This window comes from Gordonia sp. p3-SID1431 (genome assembly GCF_025143765.1).
Lineage (GTDB): Bacteria > Actinomycetota > Actinomycetes > Mycobacteriales > Mycobacteriaceae > Gordonia > Gordonia hongkongensis.
Map to the genome: position 1 here is coordinate 57,845 of NZ_JAMBDT010000007.1, position 25,996 is coordinate 83,840.

The 25,996-nt window shown below is 68.7% G+C and carries 27 protein-coding genes; 3 read left to right on the top strand and 24 right to left on the bottom strand.

The genetic code is table 11. The features are described 5' to 3' along the window. Positions 1-6 precede the first annotated feature (6 nt). From lepB to rsmD, 24 genes are all read right to left on the bottom strand, one after another. Positions 7-867, bottom strand: a complete 861-nt coding sequence (lepB, locus tag M4D77_RS03600; RefSeq protein WP_159370632.1) for a signal peptidase I — start codon at positions 865-867, stop codon at positions 7-9. An 18-nt stretch (positions 868-885) separates the two neighbouring features. Continuing rightward, a complete protein-coding gene (gene rplS, locus M4D77_RS03605; RefSeq protein ID WP_004572295.1) occupies positions 886-1,227 on the bottom strand; it encodes a 50S ribosomal protein L19 in 342 nt (113 codons plus the stop codon). A 195-nt stretch (positions 1,228-1,422) separates the two neighbouring features. After that, positions 1,423-2,397 carry a hypothetical protein gene (locus tag M4D77_RS03610; protein ID WP_226513080.1) on the bottom strand — a complete coding sequence of 325 codons (975 nt, stop codon included), beginning with the start codon at positions 2,395-2,397 and terminating at the stop codon, positions 1,423-1,425. After that, positions 2,394-2,744, bottom strand: a complete 351-nt coding sequence (locus M4D77_RS03615) for a hypothetical protein (RefSeq protein WP_058250082.1) — start codon at positions 2,742-2,744, stop codon at positions 2,394-2,396. The genes M4D77_RS03610 and M4D77_RS03615 overlap by 4 nt, the downstream gene beginning before the upstream one ends. After that, a complete protein-coding gene (locus M4D77_RS03620; RefSeq protein ID WP_159370630.1) occupies positions 2,731-3,075 on the bottom strand; it encodes a YbaB/EbfC family nucleoid-associated protein in 345 nt (114 codons plus the stop codon). Before M4D77_RS03620 ends, M4D77_RS03615 begins: the two co-directional genes overlap by 14 nt. Positions 3,076-3,116: 41 nt before the next feature. Further along, a complete protein-coding gene (gene trmD / locus M4D77_RS03625) occupies positions 3,117-3,836 on the bottom strand; it encodes a tRNA (guanosine(37)-N1)-methyltransferase TrmD (protein WP_058250080.1) in 720 nt (239 codons plus the stop codon). Beyond that, positions 3,836-4,369: a ribosome maturation factor RimM gene (rimM, locus tag M4D77_RS03630; RefSeq protein WP_065628991.1), complete on the bottom strand. Its 534-nt coding sequence runs from the start codon at positions 4,367-4,369 to the stop codon at positions 3,836-3,838. The genes trmD and rimM overlap by 1 nt, the downstream gene beginning before the upstream one ends. A gap of 26 nt (positions 4,370-4,395) precedes the next feature. After that, entirely contained in the window at positions 4,396-4,638 is a 243-nt protein-coding gene (locus M4D77_RS03635) for an RNA-binding protein (RefSeq protein ID WP_004572301.1), read from the bottom strand. Further along, positions 4,635-5,072 carry a 30S ribosomal protein S16 gene (gene rpsP, locus M4D77_RS03640; protein WP_058250078.1) on the bottom strand — a complete coding sequence of 146 codons (438 nt, stop codon included), beginning with the start codon at positions 5,070-5,072 and terminating at the stop codon, positions 4,635-4,637. Before rpsP ends, M4D77_RS03635 begins: the two co-directional genes overlap by 4 nt. Before the next feature lie 457 nt (positions 5,073-5,529). Further along, positions 5,530-6,600, bottom strand: a complete 1,071-nt coding sequence (locus M4D77_RS03645; protein WP_226514211.1) for an amidohydrolase family protein — start codon at positions 6,598-6,600, stop codon at positions 5,530-5,532. 26 nt (positions 6,601-6,626) lie between these two features. Then, positions 6,627-8,192 carry a signal recognition particle protein gene (gene ffh / locus M4D77_RS03650; RefSeq protein ID WP_259935570.1) on the bottom strand — a complete coding sequence of 522 codons (1,566 nt, stop codon included), beginning with the start codon at positions 8,190-8,192 and terminating at the stop codon, positions 6,627-6,629. A gap of 37 nt (positions 8,193-8,229) precedes the next feature. Next, positions 8,230-10,770: a [protein-PII] uridylyltransferase gene (locus tag M4D77_RS03655; protein WP_078112242.1), complete on the bottom strand. Its 2,541-nt coding sequence runs from the start codon at positions 10,768-10,770 to the stop codon at positions 8,230-8,232. Between the two features lie 113 nt (positions 10,771-10,883). After that, the gene (locus tag M4D77_RS03660; RefSeq protein ID WP_004572306.1) at positions 10,884-11,222 is read right to left on the bottom strand and encodes a P-II family nitrogen regulator; all 339 of its coding nucleotides are present in this window, start codon (positions 11,220-11,222) and stop codon (positions 10,884-10,886) included. A gap of 50 nt (positions 11,223-11,272) precedes the next feature. Beyond that, positions 11,273-12,622: an ammonium transporter gene (locus M4D77_RS03665; RefSeq protein ID WP_175401040.1), complete on the bottom strand. Its 1,350-nt coding sequence runs from the start codon at positions 12,620-12,622 to the stop codon at positions 11,273-11,275. Between the two features lie 231 nt (positions 12,623-12,853). Continuing rightward, a complete protein-coding gene (ftsY, locus tag M4D77_RS03670) occupies positions 12,854-14,440 on the bottom strand; it encodes a signal recognition particle-docking protein FtsY (RefSeq protein WP_259935571.1) in 1,587 nt (528 codons plus the stop codon). Next, positions 14,437-18,045 (bottom strand): chromosome segregation protein SMC, encoded by a 3,609-nt coding sequence (gene smc / locus M4D77_RS03675; RefSeq protein ID WP_259935572.1) that lies wholly within the window; start codon positions 18,043-18,045, stop codon positions 14,437-14,439. The genes ftsY and smc overlap by 4 nt, the downstream gene beginning before the upstream one ends. Positions 18,046-18,088: 43 nt before the next feature. After that, on the bottom strand, positions 18,089-18,379 hold the full coding sequence (locus M4D77_RS03680; protein WP_137809334.1) for an acylphosphatase: 291 nt from the start codon (positions 18,377-18,379) through the stop codon (positions 18,089-18,091). A 4-nt stretch (positions 18,380-18,383) separates the two neighbouring features. After that, complete coding sequence (locus M4D77_RS03685; RefSeq protein WP_259935573.1) at positions 18,384-18,842, bottom strand: OsmC family protein; 459 nt, start codon at positions 18,840-18,842, stop codon at positions 18,384-18,386. A gap of 105 nt (positions 18,843-18,947) precedes the next feature. Next, the gene (mutM, locus tag M4D77_RS03690; RefSeq protein WP_259935574.1) at positions 18,948-19,844 is read right to left on the bottom strand and encodes a bifunctional DNA-formamidopyrimidine glycosylase/DNA-(apurinic or apyrimidinic site) lyase; all 897 of its coding nucleotides are present in this window, start codon (positions 19,842-19,844) and stop codon (positions 18,948-18,950) included. 36 nt (positions 19,845-19,880) lie between these two features. Then, on the bottom strand, positions 19,881-20,606 hold the full coding sequence (gene rnc, locus M4D77_RS03695) for a ribonuclease III (protein WP_065628999.1): 726 nt from the start codon (positions 20,604-20,606) through the stop codon (positions 19,881-19,883). After that, positions 20,599-21,231: a DUF177 domain-containing protein gene (locus M4D77_RS03700; RefSeq protein ID WP_259935579.1), complete on the bottom strand. Its 633-nt coding sequence runs from the start codon at positions 21,229-21,231 to the stop codon at positions 20,599-20,601. Before M4D77_RS03700 ends, rnc begins: the two co-directional genes overlap by 8 nt. Before the next feature lie 93 nt (positions 21,232-21,324). Further along, positions 21,325-22,194, bottom strand: a complete 870-nt coding sequence (locus M4D77_RS03705) for a DivIVA domain-containing protein (RefSeq protein ID WP_058250067.1) — start codon at positions 22,192-22,194, stop codon at positions 21,325-21,327. Positions 22,195-22,312: 118 nt separating this feature from the next. Next, positions 22,313-22,801: a pantetheine-phosphate adenylyltransferase gene (coaD, locus tag M4D77_RS03710; protein ID WP_259935575.1), complete on the bottom strand. Its 489-nt coding sequence runs from the start codon at positions 22,799-22,801 to the stop codon at positions 22,313-22,315. A gap of 16 nt (positions 22,802-22,817) precedes the next feature. Next, positions 22,818-23,369 carry a 16S rRNA (guanine(966)-N(2))-methyltransferase RsmD gene (rsmD, locus tag M4D77_RS03715; protein WP_068972575.1) on the bottom strand — a complete coding sequence of 184 codons (552 nt, stop codon included), beginning with the start codon at positions 23,367-23,369 and terminating at the stop codon, positions 22,818-22,820. A gap of 164 nt (positions 23,370-23,533) precedes the next feature. Here rsmD and ectA point away from each other — a divergent pair, with 164 nt between their 5' ends. The 3 genes from ectA (at position 23,534) to M4D77_RS03730 (ending at position 25,989) form a co-directional block, all read left to right on the top strand. After that, the gene (ectA, locus tag M4D77_RS03720) at positions 23,534-24,061 is read left to right on the top strand and encodes a diaminobutyrate acetyltransferase (protein ID WP_068972576.1); all 528 of its coding nucleotides are present in this window, start codon (positions 23,534-23,536) and stop codon (positions 24,059-24,061) included. Between the two features lie 228 nt (positions 24,062-24,289). After that, the gene (gene ectB / locus M4D77_RS03725) at positions 24,290-25,561 is read left to right on the top strand and encodes a diaminobutyrate--2-oxoglutarate transaminase (RefSeq protein WP_068972586.1); all 1,272 of its coding nucleotides are present in this window, start codon (positions 24,290-24,292) and stop codon (positions 25,559-25,561) included. Further along, positions 25,558-25,989, top strand: a complete 432-nt coding sequence (locus M4D77_RS03730) for an ectoine synthase (RefSeq protein WP_058250063.1) — start codon at positions 25,558-25,560, stop codon at positions 25,987-25,989. The genes ectB and M4D77_RS03730 overlap by 4 nt, the downstream gene beginning before the upstream one ends. Positions 25,990-25,996 lie beyond the last annotated feature (7 nt).

The following is a 25,996-nucleotide window of genomic DNA, read 5'->3' on the forward strand; positions in this document are numbered from 1 at the left end:
GCTGTCTCACCCCTGCTGCGGATTGAACGAACCGACACCACCGATCCGCGAGAAGGGGTAGATGATGAACCGGACCTTGCCGCGGATATCGCTGACCGGGACGGTGCCCTGGTACTGGTCCTCGACGTGGTAACGCGAGTCCTGCGAGTTCAGTCGGTTGTCACCCATGACCCACACATTGCCCTCGGGCACGGTGATCGGACCGAAATCCGGCCCGAGACACGGAGGTACCTGGTCACCCGGCCCGGCGACACCGGGCCCGAACGACGCGACCGTCTCCTCCTGGAGCTTCATGTCGATGTAGGGCTCGCGCAACGGGCGACCGTTGACCTTCACACCGACGCCCTCGTCGTTGCGACATTCGACCGTCTGACCGCCGGTCGCGATGACCCGCTTCACGAGGTTGTTCTCGTCCGGAGGCGCGAACCCGAACCACGACAGCGCATCCTGCGCCTTGTGCATCATCGGGTTCGTCGATCGGGGCGACACCCAGGCGCCGTTCCACGACTCCGACGGGCCCTTGAAGACGACGACGTCGCCGGGTTGCGGATCACCGAACCGGTACGTGAGCTTGTCGATCACGATGCGGTCGTTGGTGCAGCCGTCGCACCCGATGAGGGTGGACTCCATCGACTCCGACGGGATGACGTACTGCCGACCGATGAAGGTCTGCAGCACCCAGGTGAGGAGAAGGACGCACCCCACGATGATGACGACTTCGCGCAGGAGAGAACCCGAGCCGGACTTGCGCTTGCCGCGATCGTCGGCATCGGATTCGGCCGGGTCGGTCTTCAACCTCCACGGACGCTTGGCGTCGTCGGCGCGGTCGTCGTCGGGGGCATCGTGGGGTCGCTGTGTGTCGGCCACCTCGTCAGGTTAGACGCGTCAGCGCTTTTCCTTGATCTTGGCTGCCTTGCCGCGCAGATCGCGCAGGTAGTAGAGCTTGGCGCGACGGACGTCACCGCGGGTGAGGACGTCGATCTTGGCGATGTTCGGGCTGTGCACCGGGAAGGTGCGCTCGACGCCGACGCCGAAGGACACCTTGCGGACGGTGAAGGTCTCGCGCACGCCGCCGCCCTGACGACGGATGACGACGCCCTTGAACACCTGCACGCGCTCCTTGCTGCCCTCGATGACCTTGACGTGGACGTCGAGGGTGTCACCGGGGCCGAAGTCCGGCACGTCGTCGCGGAGGGACTGCTTGTCGAGGAAGTCGAGCGTGTTCATGTGTCGTGGTCCTTGTCTGGCGGAGAACGTTGAGCAGAGGAACCTGGCGGCCCGTGGGCTCGACCGGTTCGTGCTCCGAGTCGTTGGCGTCGCAACCGGCGGTCTCGGAGAGACAGCCCCGGACACGGGGCATCGTCGGCAGGCAACCCGACTATTGTGCCAGAGACACCCCGGGCCGACGAAATCGCCGAGCCACTACGTCCGTGGCGCCACGATCACGACGTCGTCGGCCTGCAATGCCGAGATGGTGGCGGGCTCCATCGGCGTCGCCGCGGCGATCGCTCTCGGCGTCACACCGGCATGCACCATGTGGTCGCGGACCGCGAGTTCGGGCGCCTGGCCGTTGGCGGTGAGTGCCTCGTCGTCGGCGAGTTCCATCCCCACCCGCTGATACGGCTGCGGGTCGTTGGTCCCGACGACGACCACCGGGGCTCCCCGCGGGCCGATCCCGACGCCCACCGCGGTCCGGAACCAACCTGCGATCGATGCCGGGACCGTGGTCTGGAGTCGCTCGGCTCGCCCCCGCAACCAGGTCAGGTCGTTCGCGCCGATCACGTCGCGGTCGGCGCGAGCCCGCGCGCCGGCCAGACCCCCGAGACCGGCAGCCATCGCACCCGCCGCACCCAGTGCCCCGAGCGGCATCATCGGCATCATCCCGCTCGTCGCCGCGGGTGCAGCGGCGCTCTGCCCGGCCTCACCCGACCGTTCGGTGTGGTCGTCCCCCGCCGCGGTGAGGGCCATCCGGCCGGTGCTCGCGGCCTCGACCCGCCACGTGTCGTCACCGATCGCGGCGTTCACCTCGGCCCGCCGGATGTCGCGGTCGGCGATCAGTGCGACCACCGACATCTGCTGCTGCGTGTCGATCACCGTCCGGGCATACGCGTCCAGCGACGTCTCGAGCGCGCGCAGCCGTTCCGCCGCTCCGGGCAGATCGGCACGGGCGATCTGTCCGAGCCCGTCGACGACGGCATCGTGGAACCCGCCCGCGGTCGAGTCCCCCGTCGCGTACGAGTCGGTCACCGACGCCACCGCCTCGGCGAGGCCGGCCACCCTCTCGGCGAGTGCTCGCACGCGCTGTGCCGAGTCGCTCAGTGCCGCCGCGTCGGCGGTCGGCCACACCCCCGGGGCCAGTTCCTCGGCGATCCGCTCGGCCTCGCCACGCGCCGTCATGCGTCGGCCCGGCCGATACGCGCCGAGGCCTCGGCATCTCGGTCGAGGAGGTCGTCGATGCCGGCGACGAGGGCGCGGCGGCGTTGTCCGAGACGGTTCTCGACGTCGTGCAGACGATCCGTCGACGCCGCGGCCGCCGGCGAGAACCCCGCCCGGAACGCACCCGCCGATTTCCCGGTGCCTACTGCCATGTCGACGTCGATGAGCAGGGCGGCGAGCTCGGTCTGTATCGCCGTGAGTTCCGCCGCCGCTGCCTGCAGTCGCGTCGCCACGACGGCGGCGGCACCGGGGTCGGCGGCGACCCGGGGACCGGCGTCGGCGGCCGGCGAGAGGTCAGGGTCGGTCATCGGCGACCACACTGTCGAGGCGGGCGTCGGCGTAGTCGATCGGCAGATCCGTTGCGCCGGAGAGGATGTCGGCGGATCTGGTGCGCAGCGCGGTGTCCGCCTCGGCGATCAGCGTGGTCAGCAGGGCGGACAGTTGATCCGCGCGGTATCGACGCATTGCGGAGGGTTCGATCATGATGTCCACCGCACGGCCGCGCGCGTCGACCGTCACCGCGACGAGCCGGTCGTGACTGGTCGCCCGGGAGGTCAGCTGCGACAACGACTTCCGGACCCGTTCGAGTTCGGTGCGTTGCCGGTCGAGTTCCTCGACCATGGCCGAATACCCCTGCATCGTCTGCTGGACCCCCGTCCGAGTCGAACCTCTGCCGAATCCTAGTCGGTATCGCCCGGATGGTCCGCGGAGGAGTCCACAGGGTCCGGGAGGAGATCAGGCCGGCGCGCGCGCGTCCGCTCGAGGGCCTGTTCGGTACGCCAGCGTGCCACCTTCGCATGGTCGCCACTGAGGAGTACGGGCGGGACGTCCAGACCGCGCCAGGACACCGGCCGCGTGTAACTCGGACCTTCGAGCAGCCCGTCGGAGAACGAATCCTCCTGATGCGAGCGGGGATTGCCGAGTACGCCGTCGAGCAGCCGGACGGTCGCCTCGATCATGGCCATGACCGCGACCTCTCCCCCGATGAGGACGAAGTCGCCGAGGGAGACCTCTTCGACGCGCACCCGTCGGGCCGCGTCGTCGAAGACACGCTGGTCGATACCCTCATACCGGCCGCAGGCGAACACCAGATGCGGCTCGGTGCTCCAGCGACGCGCGGTCTCCTGGGTGAACGGCACACCGGCGGGGGTCGGCACGATCAGCAGCGCGTCGTCGGGGCACACCTCATCGAGGCACGGCCCCCAGACGTCGGGTTTCATCACCATGCCGGGCCCGCCGCCGTACGGCGAGTCGTCCACGCTGCGATGGACGTCGTGCGTCCAGTTGCGTAGGTCGTGGACCGCCACGCTGATCCGTCCGGCGTCGATCGCCTTGCCCAGCAAAGCAACTCGGAGCGGATCGAGGTACTCGGGGAAGATCGACACGACGTCGAGACGCATCACGGCGCCTCGTCGAGCGAATCCGGATCCAGCAGCCCCTCCGGGGGGTCGATCACGATCAGCTCGCGACCGACGCTCGGCACGATCTCGCGCACGAACGGCACCAGCACCTCACGGTCGTCGGTGGTGCGTACCGACAGCAACTCGCCGCCGGGCAGATGCAGGACCGATTCGACGACGCCGACCGCGGAGCCGTCGGTGAGTTGTACGGGCACGCCCTCGAGTTCGTGGTCGTAGAACTCGTCCGGGTCGTCGGAAGGCTCCACCTGCGAACTGTCGATGAGGAACAGGGTGCCGCGCAGGGCGTCGGCGGAATCCCGGTCCGCGATGCCGGCCAGGGACACCAACAGCCGCCCGGAATGATCCCGGGCGGCTGTGACGGTGAAATCCCGTTCCCCGGCACCGCGCGGCAGACGGCCACGCAGCACCGAGTTCGGGGCGAAACGCATCTCGGGCTCGTCGGTGCGGACGTCCACGACGACCTCACCACGGATTCCGTGTGACTTGACCACACGGCCTACGACGAGATCCACGATGCGCTCGGTGTTCGGGTTCGCGGTCAGCGGTCGGTGTCGACGATGTCGACGCGCATCCCGCGGCCGCCGATCCCGGAGACCAGGGTGCGCAGCGCGGTGGCGGTACGACCGTTGCGACCGATCACCTTGCCGAGGTCGTCGGGGTTCACGTGAACCTCGACGAGCCGGCCGCGACGGCCGGTGACGAGGTCGACCCGGACGTCATCGGGGTTGGAGACGATTCCGCGGACCAGGTGCTCGACCGCGTCGGCGACGACTGCGCTCACGCGTCACCCTCGGCGGCGGGAGCCTCGGCAGCCTCGTCGTCCTTCTTGGCGGCCTTCTTCTTGGGGGTGGTCGCGGCGGCGACCGGCTCGTTGTCGGCGGCGGCGAGCGCGGCGTTGAACAGGTCGAGCTTCGACGGCTTGGGCTCGGCGGTCTTCAGGGTGCCCTCGGCGCCCGGCAGGCCCTTGAACTTCTGCCAGTCACCGGTCACCTTGAGGATCGCGGCCACGGGCTCGGTCGGCTGCGCACCGACGCCCAGCCAGTACTGCGCGCGCTCGGAGTCGACCTCGATCAGCGAGGGCTCTTCCTTGGGGTGGTACTTGCCGATGGTCTCGATGACCCGGCCGTTGCGGCGGGTGCGGGCGTCGGCGACGACGATGCGGTACTGCGGGTTGCGGATCTTGCCGAGCCGCGTGAGCTTGATCTTGACAGCCATGTCTACATCTCTTTCGTGTGGTCACTGCGCAATTCAGCAATCCGCCCGGAGTGGCGGACCCGGTTTTGCGTCTGTAGTGGTGTGACCGTCGGGCGGCCGTGACCGGATCCGACGAACCAGCGAATCATTGTGCCAGACCGGGCGGTGAGTACCGAATCCGGTGATCGGCCTGCAGAAGGAACAGCCGATGGACCGGCATGTGGTCACCCACCCCGCGAGGACGACCACATGCCGAACGTCACTTCCGTCACTCTGTCGGTGTCGGCTCATCCGCGTCCTGATGCGCGACACCGCCGGAGCCTCCCTCGACCCCCGGCTCCGACGGGCCCGCGCTCTCGGATCCGGGCCGCGGATCCGAGGTGGACTGATCCGGTTCGTCCTGGCCGAACCGTTGCAACGCCGTTGCTACGTTACGCGGCGGTAAGGAAGGCAACCAGCCACTACCGTGTGGCTTTGCTCACACGAGGTGGCGACCAGACGAGACCACTGCCACCGGGTGTCGCAACGTGCCCAGGTCGTCGCACGGGTTGTCCGCGTACACGACGAAGTCGGCGCGGTGCCCGTCCTCCAGGAGGTCGGCGCCCAGCCAGGCGCGCGCATTCGTCGACGCCGCCGCGATCGCACCCGCCGGGCCCAGGCCCACGTCCGAGAGCGCCTCGATCTCGTCGACCATGCGTCCGTGCTCGACGAATCCGCCCGCGTCGGTCCCGGCGAAGATCTGGACACCGGCCTCACGCGCGGCGGCGAACACCGCCGGGGCGCCCGCATGCAGGGCGCGCATGTGCGCGGCGTAGGTCGGGAAGCGTTCGGCTCCGTCGGCGATCCCGGGAAAGTTCTCGACCTGGATCATGGTGGGCACCAACGCGATCGAGCGGTCGACGAGCTGGTCGACTAGATTGGGAGTCAGCCCGGTGCCATGCTCGATGCAATCGACACCGGCCCCGATCAGGTCGACGAGAGCATCGGTTCCGAAGACATGGGCGGTGATCCGGGCGCCGTGCTCGTGCGCCACCGCCACCGCCGCCTCTATCTGTGCACGGGTCCACAACGGGGCCAGGTCGCCGACCTCGCGGTCGATCCAGTCGCCCACGATCTTCACCCAGCCGTCGCCGGCCTGCGCCTGCCGGGCCACCTCGGCCGCGAGTTCGTCCGGATCGTCGAGGTCGACGCCGTAGTCGCGCAGATACCGCTTGGGCCGGGCGATGTGCTTGCCCGAGCGGATGAAGCGCGGGCAAGCGGGGTCGTCGTCGAGTGGGTGCGTGTCGAGCGGCGACCCGACCTCGCGGATCAGCAGGGTGCCTGCGCGCGCATCGGCGTAGGCGTACCCACGGGCCTGCTCGATGTCGACCCCGAGGCCCGGCGCGATCCCCACATGATTGTGGGCGTCGACGAGGCCCGGCAGAATCCAGCCACCGTCGACTGCCGTCTCGGCGTCGGGAACCGCGGTGAGGCTGATGGTGTCGTCGGACACCCAGAACTCGACCGGTTCGGACGTGAGCGGATCGGTGCCCCGGTAGTGGCGGGCCATTGCACCCTGTTCCGGGCCACCCACCGTCATTTCTTCTTCTTGGGCTGCTGGAACTGCGACACGTCGATGCCCTCGAGACCCGGGGGCAGCTGATCGAGACCGGCCGGCATGTTCGACAGGTCCGGGAACCCGGCCGGCATGCCTCCGGGCATACCCGGGAAGCCGCCGCGCGCCGCCTTCGGCGGGGTGGGGCCGCGACCCTTCCCCTTCTTGCCCTTCTTGCCCTTGCGGTTGGACTTGCGGTTCATCGCGCCCATGCCCATGCGACCCGACATCTGCGCCATCATCTTGCGGGCCTCGAAGAACCGGTCGACGAGCTGGTTGACCTCGCTGACGGTCACACCCGACCCGTTGGCGATCCGGATCCGGCGTGAGGCGTTGATGATCTTCGGGTTGTCGCGCTCGGCGGGGGTCATGCCGCGGATGATCGCCTGCACGCGATCGAGCTGCTTGTCGTCGACCTGCGACAGCACGTCCTTCATCTGACCGGCGCCGGGCAGCATCCCCAGGATGTTGCCGATGGGACCCATCTTGCGGATCATCAGCATCTGCTCGAGGAAGTCCTCGAGGGTCAGCTCGCCCTGGGTGATCTTGGCGGCCGCGGCCTCGGCCTGCTGCGCATCCCAGTGCTGTTCGGCCTGCTCGATGAGCGACAACACGTCGCCCATGCCGAGGATGCGGCTGGCCATGCGGTCGGGATGGAAGACGTCGAAGTCTTCGAGCTTCTCGCCCGAGGACGCGAACATGATCGGTTGGCCGGTCACCTCGCGTACCGACAACGCCGCACCGCCGCGCGCATCGCCGTCGAGCTTGGTGAGCACGACGCCGGTGAATCCCACACCCTCCTGGAAGGCCTCGGCGGTGGTGACGGCGTCCTGACCGATCATCGCGTCGACGACGAACAGCACCTCGTCGGGCGAGGTGGCTTCGCGGATGTCCGACGCCTGCTTCATCAGTTCGGCGTCGATGCCGAGCCGGCCGGCGGTGTCGATGACCACCACGTCGTAGTGCTTGCTCCGCGCCTCGTCGACACCGGCCTGCGCGACCGAGACCGGATCGCCCGAGGTCACACCGAGCACACCCTCGCCGCCGACGCTCGTGCCCGGATGCGGCGCGAAGACCGGTACGCCGGCGCGCTCGCCGACGATCTGCAGCTGTGAGACCGCGCCCGGACGCTGCAGGTCACAGGCGACGAGCAGCGGGGTGTGACCCTGCTGCTTGAGCCAGTTGCCCAGCTTTCCGGCGAGTGTCGTCTTACCGGCACCCTGGAGACCGGCCAACATGATGACGGTCGGGGGGTTCTTGGCGAACCGCACCCGCCGGGTCTCCCCGCCGAGGATTCCGATGAGTTCCTCGTTGACGATCTTGACGACCGTCTGCGCCGGGTTGAGTGCCGCGGAGACCTCGGCACCCTTGGCGCGCTCCTTGATCCGGGCGATGAAGGACCGGACCACCGCGAGCGAGACGTCCGCCTCGAGCAGGGCGAGCCGGATCTCGCGACAGGTGCGGTCGATGTCGGCGTCGGACAGCCGCCCCTTGCCACGCAGATCCTTCAGGGCACCGGTCAACCGGTCGGAGAGGGAATCGAACATGGTCCCATCCTTCCATGCGGGTCCCGGGACGGAACATCTAGGAGATCGGCACTCCGGACCGTCCCGTTCCGCCATAGGACTGTGGTCCGTCGCCGTCCTCCTCGCGCGCCGGCTGCGGTGGCGGGCAGACCGCGACGACGGCCTCGGCCAGCTTTGCCCGTGCGTCCTCGGTGTCGGTCGCCAGCCGCAGGCCGAAGATGTCGACCCCGGTGGCGCCCAGGGTCGCCACCTTGGCCCATCGAATGTCGGCGCCGTGGCGTTCCAGGACCGCACTGACCCGGCTGAGCAGGCCGATCCTGTCGTCCGAGCGGACCTCCAGCACCGCCTCACCCACCGGGGCGTCCAGCCACGTCACCCGCGGTGGCGCCACGGCGAAGAGCGCGGGTACCGCGTTCTTCGGATGCCCGGCCCCGTCGACCTCGGGATCGGTGCTCCCGGCGCTGGCGCCGATGGTCACCACGGTGCCGGGAATCGTGGTGACGGTGCCGATCGTCGGAATCGGCGAGTCCCGCTCGCGCGCGTCGAGCCGCGCGAGGACATCGATCTTGCCGTCGACGGCCGCGATCAGCTGCTGGCGCAACAGGCCGGCATCGGGCGGACTGCCGAACATCGGGACGACAAGGAACGAGTTGATCGCCTTCCCGTCGGCGCTCTGGGCACACGCCGAGTGGGACCGCAACCCGCCCAGGGCGAGGACCCCGGCCATCTTCGACAGCAGGCCGGGTTGATCAGGCGCCACCATGGTGACGCGGTACGTGTGTTGCCCGTCGGCCCGGACGAGCCGGACCGCGTAGTCCCCTTCCGCCGCCGTGGCCAGGTCCTCGGCCGTAAGCGGCTCGGGCGCGCTCGGCTCTTCGCCGTCGATGAGTCGCATCGACCGGCGGACGAGGTCGTGGATGAGCGAGGCCTTCCACTCCCCCCACACCCCCGGGCCGGTGGCCAGCGAATCCGCTTCGGCAAGTGCGGCAAGCAGTTCCAACAGCACCCGGTTGTGTCCCAGGGTGTCGGCGACCGACTCGGCGGTGGCCGGGTCGTCGAGGTCCCGGCGGGTGGCGACCTGCGGCAGCAGCAGGTGGTGCCGCACCATGTCGGAGAGGATCGCCACATCCTGCGGCCAGAGCCCGAACCGGTTGCCGACCTGAACCGCCAGATCGGCGCCGACGATGCTGTGGTCGGCACCCCGGCCCTTGCCGAGGTCGTGGATCAACGCACCGAGGACGAGAAGGTCGGGCCGGGACACCCGGGTGGTCATCGCACTCGCGTACGCCGCGGTCTCCACGAGATGCCGGTCGACGGTCCAGGTGTGGATGGCATCGCGCGGCGGGAGGTCGCGCACCGCACCCCATTCCGGCAGGAGCCGGCCCCACAGGCCGGTGCGGTCGAGTGCCTCGATCGGGTCGACCATGTGATGTCCCGAACTGAGCAGGACCAGCAGGTCGCTGAGCGCCTCGGCCGGCCACGGCTCACGCAGTTCCGGCGCGTAATCGGCCAGCCGGCTCAGCGTCGACGCGCTGATCGGCAGGCCGGTTCGGGCCGACGCGGCGGCCACCCGCAGGATGAGTCCCGGGTCTTTGCTCGGAATCGCGTTGCGCGCCAACACGATCTCCCCGCTGTGCTCGACGACGCCCTCGTCGAGCGGGCGGCGCAGCGGCGAACGCCGCAGCTTGGCCAGACCGCGACGCGGCAGGGCGTTGCCCGCGGTCCGCAGGCCGGCGTCGATGGAGTAGCTGATGGTGCGGGCCGAGTCGCTGATGACGCGGGCGAGATCGAACCGGTCCCCGATCCGGAGGGCCGCCCCGATCTCGTCGGCGTCCTGGGCCTGCACGTGCTCGCGGGGACGCCCGGCGATGCGGTGCAGTTCGGTACGGATGTCGAGGAGCCGCGTGTAGGCGACCTGCGGTCCGGCACCGGGCGAATCGGGTCGTAAGCTCGCCATCCCGCTGGTGAGCTGGGCGATCGCCAGCGCCCCCAGGAGCTGGACGTCACGCAGACCTCCCCGGCCGCTCTTGAGGTCGGGTTCGGCGCGATGTGCGATGTCGCCGGCGCGCCGCCAGCGGTCCTGCGCGTGCGTGACCACCTCGGGGAACCGATTGCGGATGTCGTTGCGCCACTGCTGGCGGACCCCGCCGATCAGCAACGTGGACAGATCCTCGTCGCCGGCTATGTGGCGGGCCTCGAGGAGGCCGAGGGCCGCGGTGACGTCGTCGCCGGCGACCTGCAGCGCCTGCGGCACCGTCCGCACACTGTGGTCGAGCGGGATGTTGGCGTCCCACAACGGGTACCAGAGTCCGTCGGCGACCTCGGACACCCGCTCGGCGGGCATGTCGTCGTGCAGCAGGATCAGATCGAGGTCCGAATACGGGAGCATCTCACCGCGACCGAGTCCGCCCACGGCGACGATCGCGAACCCGCTGTGCGGCTTGATGCCGAGTTCGGCGCCCTTGCTGGTCAGCCAGAATTCGTGCAGGTCGACGAGCACCTGGCGCAGTGCCGGTGCGTCGAGTTTTCCCGATCGGCCGGATTCGGTGAGTTGCCGTCGGGTCTTGGCCAGGTCTGCGGCGCTTACGACTGCCTCCAAAGTGTGTGGGAGAGAAGGGAACAAGAGGTGTGGAACTCCGACGGCCCCGCGCCCGACTGGTCGTCGGGCACGGGGCCGTTCACCGGGAATTCGTCGACGCCTCGGCGGGCTCGCTACAGTGCGTCGCCACCGCGCTCGCCGGTTCGGACGCGAACCACGGACTCGACCGGCGAGACCCACACCTTGCCGTCACCGATCTTGCCGGTCCGGGCGGCCTCGACGATCACGTCGACGACCTTGTCCACGGCGGCGTCGTCCACCACGACCTCGACGCGGACCTTGGGTACGAAGTCGACCGAGTACTCGGCGCCGCGATAGACCTCGGTGTGACCCTTCTGGCGGCCGTAGCCCTGGACCTCACTCACGGTCATGCCCAGGATGCCGGCCTGCTCCAACCCGGCTTTGACATCCTCGAGCGTGAACGGCTTGACGATTGCAGTGATCAGCTTCATTAGTTATCCCTCTCCACAGGATTCAGCGTAGTAGCGAATGGCTTCGAGCGTCATGCCAGCTCATAGGCCGTCTCGGCGTGTTCTGCCTCGTCGATGCCGCTCTTCTCGTCCTCGTCGCTGACTCGCCAACCCAGCGGCTTGAGCACCAGGGCGATGATCGCGGTGAGAACACCGGTGAACACGAGCGCGAACAAGGCGATCACGACCTGGACCACCAGCTGCTTGTAATCGCCACCCCAGAAGAGGCCCACGTCCTCGCCGATCAGGCCGATGGCCACCGTGCCCCAGAGGCCGGCGACGAGGTGGACACCGACGACGTCGAGCGAGTCGTCGTAGCCGAACTTGTTCTTCAGGCCGATCGCGACGGCGGCGAGAGCACCCGCGATGACACCGAGGATGAGCGAGCCGACCGGGGTCAGCGAACCACACGCGGGGGTGATGGCGACCAGACCGGCGACCACACCCGAGGCGGCGCCGACGCTGGTGGCGTGCTTGTCGCGGATGAGTTCCACCGCGAGCCAGCCGAGGATCGCCGCGGCGGTGGCAGCGGTGGTGTTGACCCACACCTGACCGGCGAGCAGATCGGCGCCCAGCTCGGAACCGACGTTGAACCCGAACCAGCCGAACCAGAGGAGTGCTGCGCCCAGCATCACGAACGGGATGTTGTGCGGACGGTAGGCGGTGCGCCCGAAGCCGACGCGCTTGCCGATGATGAGGACCAGGACCAGCGCCGCGATACCGGCGTTGATGTGCACGACCGTGCCGCCGGCGAAGTCGATCGGCGCGACGTTGGCCTCGCCGTCGGTGGTGCCGAACATCTTGGCCGCCAGACCGTCCTCACCGCCGCCGAGGAGGCCGCCGCCACCGACGAGCCCGCCCCAGACCATGTGGGACAGCGGGAAGTACACGATCGTCGCCCACAGGACGGTGAAGACCATCCAGGTGGAGAACTTGACGCGTTCGGCGAGCGCACCGCTGATGAGGGCGACGGTGATGACCGCGAAGGTCAGCTGGAATCCCATGAAGACGATCGCCGGGATGGTCAGGCCGCCGGTGACGTACATCTCGGTGTCGCCCTCGCCGATGGTGCTCATCAGCTGGTCGGACCCGAAGAGCGCGAACGGGTTCGCGAAGATGCCGCCGATGTCGCTGCTGCCGGTGATCCCGTCGCTGAACGACATCGAGAAGCCCCACAGCACGTACACGACGCTGATCGACGCGAGTGCTCCGAAGGACATCATCATCATGTTCAGGACGGACTTGCCTCGCGCCAACCCCCCGTAGAAGAACGCGAGGCCTGGGGTCATCAGCAACACGAGCGCGGCCGACACGAGCATGAATGCCGTGTTACCCGTGTCGATCGGGCCAAACGATTCGTTTGGCAACTGAGCCAACTCCACTACGAAACCTCCTCAGGATGCGCCGACGGCTCGGCGCCTCCAAAGAGATTGTCGGCAGTCGGTTTCGGCCGTGGTGCCCTGACGTTTCGGGCGCGTAACCCCCTGGGCGGTTTGTATTTCGCCCATGTAACATCCCAGTTCGGCTCTGAGCTGTCTCTCAGACTCGGCGGCCGATGTCTGACCCGACATTTCCGATCACAGATGCCGACTTCACGGCAGCGTCCGCCGGCGTCAGAGCAGGGCGTCGACGAATGCGTCCGGTTCGAAGGGCGCGAGGTCGTCCGCGCCCTCCCCCAGTCCGACGAGCTTGACCGGCACGCCGAGTTCCTTCTGGACATGGAACACGATGCCGCCCTTGGCGGTGCCGTCCAGCTTGGTCAGCACCACGCCGGTGATGTTGACGACCTCGGCGAACACCCGGGCCTGCATCAGTCCGTTCTGTCCGACGGTCGCGTCGAGCACCAGCAGCACCTCGTCGACCGGCGCCTTCTTCTCCACGACGCGCTTGACCTTGCCCAGCTCGTCCATCAGGCCGGTCTTGGTGTGCAGCCGGCCGGCGGTGTCGATCATGACCACGTCGACGCCGCTCTCGATGCCCCGGTCGACGGCGTCGAATGCGACGGCGGCGGGATCAGCCTGTTCCTTGCCGCGCACGATCTCGGCGCCGACCCGCTCGCCCCACGTCTGCAGCTGGTCGGCGGCAGCCGCGCGGAACGTGTCCGCCGCGCCGAGCAGGACACGACGCCCGTCGGCGACCAGGACGCGTGCCAGCTTGCCGGTCGTGGTGGTCTTGCCGGTGCCGTTGACGCCGACGACGAGGACGACGGCGGGACGGCCCGCGTGTGGCAGCGCCCGGATCGACCGGTCGAGCGTCGGGTCGAGCTGCTCGACCAGGACCCGCTTGAGCAACGCCCGGGCCTCACCCGCGGTGCGGACCGGGTTGGCCGCGAGCTCGGTGCGCAGCGTCTCGACGACGGTGGCCGTCGTGGACGCACCGAGATCGGCCATCACCAGCGTGTCCTCGATCTCCTCCCAGCTGTCCTCGTCGAGATCGCCGGCGCCCAGCAGGCCCAGCACACCCTTGCCGATCGCGCCCTGTGACCGGGACAGCCGGCCGCGCAGCCGACCGATCCGGCCCGCCGTCGGCGCGATCTCGTCCAGCGGCGGCGCGGTGGTCGCCTGCGCGACATCGTCGGGTACCCGGGTCCCGGGCTCGGTCGTTGCCGGCTCGGCGGTGGCCGGTTCGGGTTCGGCGACCTCGGGCTCGGCGACCTCGGGTTGCGCGGGTGCGGCAGTGGCGGACGCGGGCTCGGCGACGTCGGGCTCCGCCGTCTCGGGCTCGACGGTTTCCGGCTCGACGGTTTCGGGGCGGGCGGTGGCAGGTTCTGCGGTCTCGGGTTCGGTGGTGTCCGGCTCGGGCAGCGACACCTCGGTGACGCCGCGCCGGATCGAATCCCGCGGCACCGCGGAGTCGTCACCGACGCCCGGCTGACCGTCGACATCGGTGCGCTCTCCGGGCGGCCGGACCACCTCGGGTGCCGGCGTCGCAGACTCCGGAGCCGGGGGTTCCGGCCTCCGTCGCGGCGGTTCCGCGAGGGCGGTGTCACCCGCGGCCTCCCCGCGACTGAAGCTGAACCCCGATCCGGCCTGGTAGCCCCCGGACCGGTCGACCTGGCGGGTCGTCCCGTCGACGATCTCCGGTTGCCGCTCGTCGGTCAGCGAGATGCGCCGGCGGCGCGACAGCACCAGCCCGAGCACGATCAGCGCGATCACGACGAGCACCGCGACGACGATGCCGATGATGATTCCGGTGTTCACTGGCTGGTGTCCTCCTGTTGACCGACGGGCATGTTCACTCCGCGCATGCGTTGCGAGATGACCGTCGTGATGCCGTCGCCGCGCATGCTGACTCCGTAGAGCGCATCCGCGACCTCCATCGTGGGCTTCTGGTGGGTGATGACGATGAGCTGGGACTTCTCCCGCAGTTGGGCGAACAACGTGATCAGTCGCCGCAGGTTGGTGTCGTCGAGCGCGGCCTCGACCTCGTCCATGACGTAGAACGGCGACGGGCGCGCGCGGAAGATCGCCACCAGCATCGCGACCGCCGTCAGGGACTTCTCCCCGCCCGAGAGCAGCGAGAGCCTCTTGACCTTCTTACCGGGCGGACGCGCCTCGACCTCGATGCCCGTCGTGAGCATGTCGCCGGGTTCGGTCAGGACGAGCCGGCCCTCCCCGCCGGGGAACAGGGTCTGGAAGACCTGGCCGAATTCGCGTTCCACGTCGGCGTACGCCTCGGTGAACACCTGCAGAATCCGGGCGTCGACCTCTTCCACGACGTCGAGGAGGTCCTTGCGGGCCGCCTTGACGTCCTCGAGCTGCGACGACAGGAAGTTGTACCGCTCCTCGAGGGCGGCGAACTCCTCGAGCGCCAGCGGGTTCACCTTGCCGAGCGTGTTGAGGTCCTTCTGCGCCTTCTTGGCGCGGGCCTCCTGCGTCGCCCGGTTGTAGGGCATCGGGGCCGGTGCGACGACCTGCTCGCCGCGTTCCCGGGCCTGCTCGTACTCGGCCATCTCCAGCGCCGACGGGGGCATCGGCACGTCGGGACCGTACTCGGCGATCAGATCGTCGGGCGCCATCGCGAAGGTCTCGAGGACCTGTTCCTCGAGCTGTTCGATCCGCAGCGCGACCTGGGCCCGCGCCACCTCGTCGCGATGGACGGTGTCGCGCAGCGAATTGAGCGTGGTCGTCAGTTCGCCAGCCCGGACCCGGAGCGCGTCGAGGGTCGCGGTGCGGGCGGTCCGGATCTCCTCGAGTTCGTCGCGCCCGGCCTGCGCCGAGGCCACCGCCGCGGCGAGACGCTCACTGACCTGGGCACCGGCGCGTTCGACGGCAGCCGCGACCCCGGCGGCCTGCCGTCGGATCTCGTCCTGCCGACGAGCCCGCTCGCGTGCCTCGCGCTCGCGCTGTGCGGCCCGCCGCAGCGAGTCCGCCTTGCCCCGGACGGACGCCAGGCGTTCCTCGGCTGTCCGCAGGGTCAGGCGCGCCTCCATCTCGGCGCTGCGTGCCACGCCGACGGCGGTCGCGGCGTTCGCGCGGTCGGTGTCGTCGGCGGACATCTCGGTCCCCACCTCGGACTCATCGCGGGCGAGACGCAATCGCTCGGTGAGTTCCTGCAGGTTCTCGAGGGTTTCCTCGCGGCCCTTCTCGAGCAGATTCCGCTGTCGGGTCAGCTTGTCGGCCTCGGCACGCGAGGCTCTGATCTCCTGGCCCAGCCGGGCCATCTGCTCATACGCGGCGCCGACGCCGGCGTCGGACTCGTGCAGCGCCGCGAGCGCCTCCTCGGCCGCCTCTCGCCGATCGTGCTGCTCGGTGAGCGCACCGGCGAGCGCCGCCTCGAGTTCTTCGACGCGCCTGCGGGTCGAGGCGAGTTCGGCGGTCGCGGCATCGATCGCCGACTGGACCTCCAACGTGGAGGGGCGGCGCGACGAACCGCCCTCGACCGACGCCGCCGAGATGCGGTCGCCGGCGGGCGTCACCGCGCGCACGCCGAGACGGCGGGCGAGTTCGAGCCCCTGCGCAGGATCGTCGACGATGACGGTGTCGGCCAGGACGGTGTCGATCGCACCGCGGATCTCCGGGCGGGTGTCGACCACCGAGGCCGCCCACCTCGCCCCGTCGGGCAGCGCGACGTCGCTCGATCGGTCCGGGCCGGTGAGTCCGCCGCAGATCAGCGCGGCCCGTCCCCCGTCGCCCGACTTCAGGGCCGCCAGCGCCCGCACCGCGGCGATCCCGTCCACGGTGACGATGCCGTCCACAGCGGGTCCGAGCGCCCCGGCGATGGCCGTCTCGAAACCCGCTTCGACCGTGACCAGCTCCGACATCGGTCCGAGCAGGCCGTCGGGCGCGTTCTCCAGGAGCCACGCGCCGCCGTCGCCGCGCTCGAGTCCCATGGCGAGTGCGTCCACCCGGGCCGACAAGGAGGCGATGGCGTGCTCGGCGTCGCGGTGTGCGGCCTGCAGGGTGGCGACGCGCTCGTTGGACAGGTTCAGCGCGGCCACGCATCGTTCGTGGTGTTCGTCGAGCGCCTGTTCGGCGGCTTCCAGCTGCGCCAGCTCGCTTGCCGCCGAATCCTGTTGCGTAACTGCGACTTCGGCGCGTTCGGTGGCGGCCGAGATGGCCGCGGTGAGGCGCTGCGCCTCGGCGTCGACCGACTCCGAACGCGTCCGCAGGTTGTCCACCTGCCCTTCGAGGCGCGCCAGACCCTCGCGACGGTCGGCAATGGCCCGGACGGCCGCGAGGTGAGCCGCCTCGGCCGCCTCCGCGACCGACTCGCGTTCGCCGAGCACCTCGCGGGCGCTCTCGAGCTGTTCGGCGGCGATCTCGACACCCTCGGTCAGCTCGGCTTCGAGTTCGGCGGCCTCGAGGGCCTGCTCGTCGAGCTCCTCCGGGTCGGGCCCGGACGCCTCGCTCGACGGCTCGCTGAGGTACCGGCTGCGTTCGGCGGCCACCCGCCGGGTCGCGTCGACTCGCTCGGCGAGCGCCGACAACCGGAACCAGGCGCGGTTGGCCGCGGCCGCGGCGGGCGTGATCTCGGCGAGATGCTGTTCGTGTTCGGTCACTTCCTCGTTCGCACGGTCGAGCTCGGCGGCCACCTCGTCCTGCCGACGCCGGACCTCGTCCTCGACGGCGGTGTGTTCGGCCATCTCCGCGCGGCGGGTGACGAGGTCGTCGGCGGCCAGGCGCAACCGGGCGTCGCGGAGATCGGCCTGAACGGTCTGGGCCCGGCGGGCGACCTCGGCCTGGCGTCCCAGTGGTTTGAGCTGGCGACGGAGTTCGGCCGTCAGATCGTTCAGACGCGCCAGGTTGGCCTGCATCGCGTCGAGCTTGCGGACCGCTTTTTCCTTGCGCTTGCGATGTTTGAGGACCCCGGCCGCCTCTTCGATGAACGCGCGGCGGTCCTCGGGCCGGGACTCGAGGATCGCCGACAACCGTCCCTGACCGACGATCACGTGCATCTCGCGACCGATACCGGAGTCCGACAGCAGCTCCTGCACGTCCATCAGGCGACAGGAACTGCCGTTGATCTCGTACTCGCCGGCGCCGTCGCGGAACATCCGGCGCGTGATGGACACCTCGGAGTACTCGATCGGCAGCGCACCGTCGGCGTTGTCGATGGTGAGGGTGACCTCGGCGCGGCCCAGCGGAGGACGGCCCGAGGTGCCGGCGAAGATGACGTCCTGCATCTTCCCGCCGCGCAGTGCTTTGGCGCCCTGCTCGCCCATCACCCAGGTCAGGGCGTCGACGACGTTCGACTTACCGGAGCCGTTGGGACCGACGACGCACGTGATACCCGGCTCGAAGCGCAGGGTCGTCGCCGAGGCGAACGACTTGAAGCCCTTCAGGGTCAGGCTTTTGAGGTGCACGACGGTACAGACTACTCACCATCGCGACGTGTTTCGGCTCTCCTCACCGTTCGACGAAGCCGTCGAGGTCCCCGCGCGGTTCATCCACACGCTCGACCACCAGGTCCACCCGTCCGGGCGTGGTTCCCGACCGGAGCGCGTCGAGCAGGGCGAGGGCCTTGTCCCGTGGCCCCTCGGCAACGACCAGCACCCGGCCGTCGGCCTGGTTCGACGCGTAGCCGACGAGCCCGAGTTCGAGAGCACGCGCTCTGGTCCACCACCGGAAGCCCACGCCCTGCACGTGCCCGTGCACGTGCGCGGTGAGCCGGACGCGGTCGGTGCCGTCCTCGCTCATGCGGTCACTCCGTCTCGATCCGCAGATCCACCTCGGCGCCGGCCTTCACCGTGCGCCCGACCGTGCACACCGCGTCGATGGCGCGTTCGACGACGACGAGCAACCGGGCCGCGGCGTCGGGCTCGAGTTCGGACAGGTCGATCTCGAGGATCTCCTCGATGCGCGGGTACACCTCGTTCTCGCGGTCGGCGTCGCCGCTGACGCGGATCGTCGCGTCGTAGTCGTCACCGAGGCGTCGCGCCAGCGGCCGGTCCGACGACATGCCGGTGCAGGCGGCCAGCGCGATCTTGAGTAGTTCACCCGGGGTGAAGACGCCCTCGACGTCCTGCGAGCCGATCAGCACCTCCGCGCCGCGCGAGCTGCGACCGGTGTACCGGCGTGTGCCGGTTCGCTCGACCCACAGATCGGTGGTGGCCTGGTCGGCGGGAACCCCGGAGGCGGGGGCAGTTGCTTCGGTGGTCATCGAGGCGGGTCCTCTCAAGATGTTGTCGGCCGGCGCCGCCGGCATCGCGACCAATAGTAAGAGCCCCGGCACGTCGATTGTTCCCGGCGCGGCTCCGCCTGCGCGTCAGCCCGGGTTCGCCTTCGGCGGCCGTTGGCACCGCGGACACGAGAACGAGCCACGGTTCATGAACTGCTCGCGGCGCATGATCGCGCCGCATCGGCGACACGGCTCCCCCGCCCGCCCGTAGGCGTTCAGGGACCGCTCGAAGTAGCCGGACTGTCCGTTGACGTTCACGTAGAGCGCGTCGAACGAGGTACCGCCGACCTTCAGCGCATCCGCCATCACGTCGGTGACGGCATCGATGAGTTCGCGCAGCTTCTTGCGGCTGATCGTCTCGGCGATCCGCGCGCCGTGCAGGCGCGCGCGCCAGAGCGCCTCGTCGGCGTAGATGTTGCCCACCCCGGAGATCACGGTCTGGTCCAGGAGGACCCGTTTGATCTCGGACTGCTTGGCGCGCATGCGATCCACAACCCGGACGGGGTCGAAGGCGGGGTCGAATGGATCGGTGGCGATGTGCGCCACCGATACCGGCACGTCCTGGGTCGCAGAATCATCTTCCTGCGCAAATACATCCGGCGTGTAGTCGTCGAGATGCCAACCGCCGAAGGTGCGTTGGTCGACGAAGCGGAGTTCGTTCTCGTCGTCGAGCACGGCACGGACCCGTAGGTGCGTGTGGTCGGGGGTTCCGGTGCGCGCGATGAGCATCTGGCCGCTCATCCCGAGATGGACCACGAGCGCCGCGCGGTCGGCGGAGTCGGCAAGGTCGATCCACAGGTACTTGCCGCGTCGTCGAACCCCGGTCACCTGCTTGCCCGCCAGCCGACCGACGAGGTCCGGCTCACCGCCGATGTGCCGTCGGATCGCACGCGGATGCAAGACCTCGGTCGAGGTCACCACCCGACCGGCGAGATGCGTCTCGAGACCGGCTCGAACCGTCTCGACCTCGGGTAGTTCAGGCATGCGACACCGCACGCGGACCGTTCACGGGAGGGAGGTTCACGAGGCAGACGCGCGCTCGGTGAGCACTTTCCAGGCGTGTGCGGCGGCCTGCTGCTCCGCTTCCTTCTTGGTCCGGCCGACACCCTCGCCGAGGCTCTCGCCGGCGACCAGCGCGGTCGCGGTGAACTCCTTGTTGTGGTCGGGACCGGTCGCGCTGATCTGATACTGCGGCGGACCGAACCCGCGCTCCGAACTCAACTCCTGCAGCGACGTCTTCCAGTCCAGCCCTGCGCCGAGGTTGCCGGCACGTTCGAGGCGCTCGTCGAACAGACGCAGGATGACGCGCTGCGAGGTCTCGAGTCCGTGACTGAGGAAGACCGCGCCGAACAGCGACTCCAGACCATCGGCCAGGATCGAGTCCTTGTCGCGCCCGCCGGTCATCTCCTCGCCGCGGCCGAGGAACAGGTACTTGCCCAGACCGCCCTCGTCCCCGAGACCACGCGCGACGTCGGCGAGCGCATGCATGTTGACGACGCTGGCCCGGATCTTCGCCAGCTCGCCCTCGGGTCGATCGGGATAACGCAGGTAGAGACGCTGGGTGATGACGACACCGAGCACCGAGTCCCCGAGGAACTCCAGGCGCTCGTTGGTCGGCAGACCGCCGTGTTCATACGCGTAGGAACGATGGGTCAGTGCCAGCGTCAGCAGGTCGTCGGGAATGTCGGTGTCCAGCGCGTCGAGCAGGGCCGCACGCGGACCGTCCGCACGCACGGCCTCAGTCACGATGTCGTTCCGGGTCGGGGTCGTTTGCGGCACCGTCCGTCGGCGAATCGTCCTTCCCGAGGTCGGCGAACTTGTCGGCGAGTCCGGCCCAGCGCGGGTCGATGACCTCGTGTGAGTGACCCGGTTCGGCGATGGCCAGACGCACCCCGCAGGTCTGGCACAGACCCTCGCAGTCCGACGAACAGAGGGGCGACATCGGCAGTTCGAGTGCCACGGCGTCGATGATCGACTGTTCGAGGTCGATACAGTCGTCGGCGATGCGATGGATGTCGTCGGCGTCGGTGGTCTGCTCGGTCGCGCTGTCCGGGTAGGCGAACAACTCGGTGAGGAAGACCGTCACCGTGCCGTCGATCGGCTCGAGGCAGCGCGAGCACTGACCGACGGTTTCACCGCACACCGTCCCGGTCACCAGGATTCCCTCGGACACCGCCTCCAGACGGAGGTCGAGGTCGACATCGGAATCCGCTGGGATCCCGACCATCTCGACGCCCAGCCGTTCGGGTGTCCGGACAGTACGGTGCACCTCCGACATCGTGCCCGGGCGGCGTCCCATCGAACGCACATCCAGCACGAAGGGCTCGCGCCTGGGAGTAGAACCGGGACCGTGCGACGGCTCTGATGTCACAGCATGATCAGCCACAAACGCCCACCATACGCTCGCACCCGGGAATGATCGACCGACGCCGGCGGCGTGTGGACAGCCGGGTCGACGAGCGTGTCACACCGCGAGCGGCGAACCGTGGTCGCGGTCGTAGGTGTGGCGGGCCGAGGTCTCGCGCGAGCGGGGATCGTCGCCACGGGACTCGCGCGAACGCGCACCGTCGCCACGCCCGGACTCGTCGACACCACGGGGGTACTCGACATAGTCGTGCATGCCGGCGCCGGTCCGTAGCTGGTGCCGACCCCGGTTCACCGATCGCAGCGTGCCGGTCAGGATCTCCTCGAATTGCGCGAGCTTCTCGTCCACGTAGACGTCACAGTCACCGCGCAGGCGGTCGGCCTCGGCGTGGGCGGCGTCGATGATCCGCTCGGCCTCGGACTTCGCCGCGCCGACGACCTCGGTCTCGGAGACGAGGCGCTGCTGCTCGGCGATACCGTCGGCCACCGACTTGTCGTAGGAGTTGTTGGCGGCGTCGATGGTGCGCTGCGCCTCGGCCCGCGCCCGGCCGGTGACGGCCTCGAATTCGCGCGCCGCGCTGGTCTGCAGACGGTGTGCCTCCTCGGCGGCGTCCTCCACCAGCGAGCCCGAGTGCGCGCTCGCCTCGTCGACCATACGGTCGGCCTGCGCCTTCGCCTCGGAGAGGATCCGGTCGGCCTCGGCGCGAGCGTGCGCGAGGACCGCCTCGGACTCGGAATCCGCCTTGGACACCGTCGTCTCGGCGTGCTCGCGGGCATCACCGATCAGCGTGTCACGCTGGTCGAGGACGTCCTGCGCGTCGTCGAGCTCGCCGGGGATGGAGTCCTTGATGTCGTCGAGGAGTTCCAGCACGTCGCCGCGCGGCACGACGCACCCGGCGGTCATCGGCACACTCCGCGCCTCTTCGACGATCGCGACCAGCTCGTCGAGAGCCTCAAATACCCGGTACACAGCCACCCCAATCCGGCGCTTGCCTGGTTGCAACAGTTGGTGATTCTGTGACTATTGTGCCGAATGTTGCGCTTGTGACTCGTGAAGCGCGTGGGGTGTGTCGCGCCCGACCGGTGGGTCAGGCCGAGCGCTCGCCGGACAACCGGCTCATCAGGCTCTTGTGGACATGTGCGGACAAGAATGGCGTCACGTCTCCACCCAACTTCGCCACCTCCTTCACCAGCGAGCTCGAGACGTGGGCGAATCGTGGGTCGGTCAGCAGGAAGATCGTCTCCACATCGGCGAGCTCGCGGTTCATCTGGGCCATCGGCACCTCGTAGTCGAAGTCGACGGCGGAGCGCAGCCCCTTCACGATGGTGTGGATCGACTCCTGCCGCAGGTAATCGACGAGCAGGCCCTCCCACCGGTCCACCCGCACATTCGCCAGGTCCGCACAGTCCTCTTCGATGAGTTCGATCCGCTCGTCCACACCGAACATGCCGCGCTTGTTGGGGTTGACCACCACGGTGATCACGACCTCGTCGAAACACGCCGCAGCGCGTTCCACCACGTATCGGTGACCGAGGGTGAAGGGATCGAAGGAACCGGGACACACTGCCGTCGTCATGGCCCGAACTTACCGGTCAGACCAGGCGGGCGATCTCCACCCGGGTGTCGCCATAGGACTTGTCGACGACCACCTCGTACTCGGATGGCCAGATCTCGCCGGTGGACCGCGTCGAGCGTTCGACGACGATCAGCGCGTCGTCGTCCAGGTGTGACCGCAGTAGCTCCAGGTCCGCGGTGATCCGGTCGGCCCGGAGGTCGTACGGCGGATCGGAGAAGACGAGGCCGAACCGCCGTTCCGCGGCGCCGGCGAGGTAGGCCGACACCGTGCGCGTATGTACGGTGGCGTTCGGGGCCACCCCACAGGCCCGCACGTTGGCGGATATCGTGACCGCGGCCCGGCGCCCGGAGTCGACGAACGTCGCCCCTGCAGCACCACGCGAGATCGCCTCGAGACCCAGCGCCCCCGATCCCGCGTACAGGTCGAGGACCCAGACTCCGTCCAGATCGGATCGGGCGGCCAACATGTTGAACACCGATTCGCGGACCCGGTCAGAAGTGGGCCGGGTACCCTCGCCCGGAACACGCAGTCGCCGCCCACCCAGCCGGCCGGCGATGATCCTCGTCATGAGGCCATTCTGCAATCCCGGAAGCCACCCGAACCAATCCGGACTCACGTCTTTGTGACCCGCTTCACATTGTATGTCTGAACAGGGACAAGGTAGGCGTTCCGCGGACCAATTTCCGCAGGTACATGACTTCTACGACACGCATTGTTAACGTCGTTTGCGTTATGAGCCCTTCCCAAACAAGAACGGCCCCGACAACAACCCTCACCGTCGATTACCGGGTTCCCACGGTCGACGACGGTATCCGCCTCTGGGAAATCGCTTCGGACTCTCAGGTTCTCGACGTCAACTCGAGCTACTCCTACGTGCTGTGGTGCCACGACTTCGCCACCACCTCGATCGTCGCCGAAGTCGATGGCCGCGCAGTCGGTTTCGTCACCGGCTACCGGCGGCAGAGCGACCCCTCCACCCTGATGGTCTGGCAGGTCGCCGTCGACGACGAGGTGCGCGGACACGGCATCGCGGCGACCATGCTGCACGAGCTGTTCGACCGCGTCAACCGTCAGGGCATGGTCGCCATGCACACGACGATCAGCCCGGACAACGTCCCGTCCCAACGCTTGTTCGCCTCGGTGGCCAAGGCCCGCGGACTTCGTTTCGAACGTCGAGACCTGTTCGCGGCGAACGCATTCCCCGACTCCCACGAGCCGGAAGATCTCTACATGCTCGAGCCGGAGATCCCCGAGCCCTGAGTCCTGCGCGATCCCGGTCGTCGCCATGACCACAGGGCCGACGCCTCAGATGCGGCACGCGCGCTAGGTTTCCATCCTGCCGACCCCGTAACCGGTAGTCCCGCATGACATCCCGACCAAAGGCCGACCCCAGCCCGTAGGGCTCAGCCGAACCCGGCGATCGCGATGAGGCGACCTCGAGCCGGGCACATGAACCCCACGTTGTCACACCAGAAGGAAGCACACGACATGCCACTTCTCGACACCCACATGGACGATTCAGTCTTCACCGCCCACGAATCCGAGGTGCGCAGCTACTGCCGTAACTGGCCGGCTGTGTTCACCACCGCCAAGGGCTCCTACATCACCGATCAGGACGGCCGCGAATACCTCGACTTCTTCGCGGGCGCCGGGTCCTTGAACTACGGCCACAACAACCCGGTCCTGAAGAAGGCCCTTCTCGAGTACATCGAGGCCGACGGCATCACCCACGGTCTGGACATGGCGACCGTCGCCAAGGGGAACTTCATCGAAAAGTTCACCAGTCACATCCTCGAGCCGCGCGGACTCGACTACAAAATCCAGTTCCCCGGCCCCACCGGTACGAATGCCGTCGAGTCGGCACTCAAGCTGGCGCGCAAGGTGACCGGTCGCGAGTCGATCATCAGCTTCACCAACGCCTTCCACGGCATGACGCTCGGATCGCTGTCGGTGACCGGTAACTCGATGAAGCGTGCCGGCGCTGGTATCCCGCTCGTCCACGCGACGCCCATGCCCTTCGACAACTACTTCGGCGGCGTCATGGAGGACTTCGCCTGGTTCGAGCGTGTGCTCGACGACTCCGGCAGCGGCCTGAACCGCCCGGCGGCGGTCATCGTCGAGACCGTCCAGGGTGAGGGCGGCGTGAACGTCGCTCGTGCCGAGTGGCTGCGGGCACTGTCGGATCTCTGCCGGCGACGCGACATCCTGCTGATCGTCGACGATGTCCAGATGGGCTGTGGCCGCACCGGCGAGTTCTTCTCGTTCGAGGAAGCCGGCATCAAGCCCGACATCGTCACACTGTCGAAGTCGATCAGCGGCTACGGGCTGCCGTTCGCGCTGACCCTGTTCAAGCCCGAGCTCGACGTGTGGACCCCCGGCGAGCACAACGGCACCTTCCGCGGGAACAACCCGGCCTTCGTGACCGCCGCCAAGGCGATCGAGACCTACTGGGCCGACGACGCGCTGACCCGCGACATCCATGCCAAGGGCGAGCGGATCCACGAGGTCTTCACCGACCTGTGCAACCGCTACGACGGCATCTCCACCCGGGGGCGTGGCATGGTGCGCGGACTCGCGTTCGAGGACCATACCGCCGCGGGCAAGGTCTGCGCGCAGGCCTTCGGCGCGGGACTCTTGGCCGAGACGTCGGGCCCGTCCGACGAGGTGGTCAAGCTGCTCCCGCCGCTGACCATCTCGCGCGAGGACCTCGACCGCGGCCTGTCCATCCTGTCCGATGCAGTCAAGGAGGTGCTCGGATGATCGTCCGAACCACTGAAGAAATCACCGGGACCGACCGCGACGTCGCCGACCCCAAGGGCAACTGGGTCTCCAAGCGCATCATCCTCGGCGGCGACAATGTGGGCTTCTCGTTCCACGAGACCACGATCAAGGCCGGCTCGGTCAACGAGTTCCACTACGCCAACCATGTCGAGGCCGTCTGGCTCGTCGAAGGCACCGGCACGCTCCTCGACCGAGAGACCGGCGAGACCTATCCGCTCGCGCCGGGCACGATGTACCTGCTGAACGGCCACGAGCGGCACACCGTCACCGCCGACACCGAGATGCGCATGCTGTGCGTGTTCAACCCGCCTGTCGTGGGCACCGAAGTCCACGACGAGAACGGCGTGTATCCGCTGGTGACCGTGCCGCAGCCGGCCGGCAAGCACGCGGAGACGCCCGTCACCTGACGGCTCT

Coding starts and splice junctions, on each gene's coding strand:
- rplS (WP_004572295.1), bottom strand. CDS start 1,227: ATGAACACGCTCGACTTCCTCGACAAGCAGTCCCTCCGCGACGACGTG.
- M4D77_RS03610 (WP_226513080.1), bottom strand. CDS start 2,397: ATGACGGCGCGTGGCGAGGCCGAGCGGATCGCCGAGGAACTGGCCCCG.
- M4D77_RS03615 (WP_058250082.1), bottom strand. CDS start 2,744: ATGACCGACCCTGACCTCTCGCCGGCCGCCGACGCCGGTCCCCGGGTC.
- M4D77_RS03620 (WP_159370630.1), bottom strand. CDS start 3,075: ATGCAGGGGTATTCGGCCATGGTCGAGGAACTCGACCGGCAACGCACC.
- trmD (WP_058250080.1), bottom strand. CDS start 3,836: ATGCGTCTCGACGTCGTGTCGATCTTCCCCGAGTACCTCGATCCGCTC.
- rpsP (WP_058250078.1), bottom strand. CDS start 5,072: ATGGCTGTCAAGATCAAGCTCACGCGGCTCGGCAAGATCCGCAACCCG.
- M4D77_RS03645 (WP_226514211.1), bottom strand. CDS start 6,600: ATGGCCCGCCACTACCGGGGCACCGATCCGCTCACGTCCGAACCGGTC.
- ffh (WP_259935570.1), bottom strand. CDS start 8,192: ATGTTCGATTCCCTCTCCGACCGGTTGACCGGTGCCCTGAAGGATCTG.
- M4D77_RS03660 (WP_004572306.1), bottom strand. CDS start 11,222: ATGAAGCTGATCACTGCAATCGTCAAGCCGTTCACGCTCGAGGATGTC.
- M4D77_RS03680 (WP_137809334.1), bottom strand. CDS start 18,379: ATGAGCGAGGACGGCACCGACCGCGTCCGGCTCACCGCGCACGTGCAC.
- M4D77_RS03685 (WP_259935573.1), bottom strand. CDS start 18,842: ATGACCACCGAAGCAACTGCCCCCGCCTCCGGGGTTCCCGCCGACCAG.
- mutM (WP_259935574.1), bottom strand. CDS start 19,844: ATGCCTGAACTACCCGAGGTCGAGACGGTTCGAGCCGGTCTCGAGACG.
- coaD (WP_259935575.1), bottom strand. CDS start 22,801: ATGACGACGGCAGTGTGTCCCGGTTCCTTCGATCCCTTCACCCTCGGT.
- rsmD (WP_068972575.1), bottom strand. CDS start 23,369: ATGACGAGGATCATCGCCGGCCGGCTGGGTGGGCGGCGACTGCGTGTT.
- ectA (WP_068972576.1), top strand. CDS start 23,534: ATGAGCCCTTCCCAAACAAGAACGGCCCCGACAACAACCCTCACCGTC.
- ectB (WP_068972586.1), top strand. CDS start 24,290: ATGCCACTTCTCGACACCCACATGGACGATTCAGTCTTCACCGCCCAC.
- M4D77_RS03730 (WP_058250063.1), top strand. CDS start 25,558: ATGATCGTCCGAACCACTGAAGAAATCACCGGGACCGACCGCGACGTC.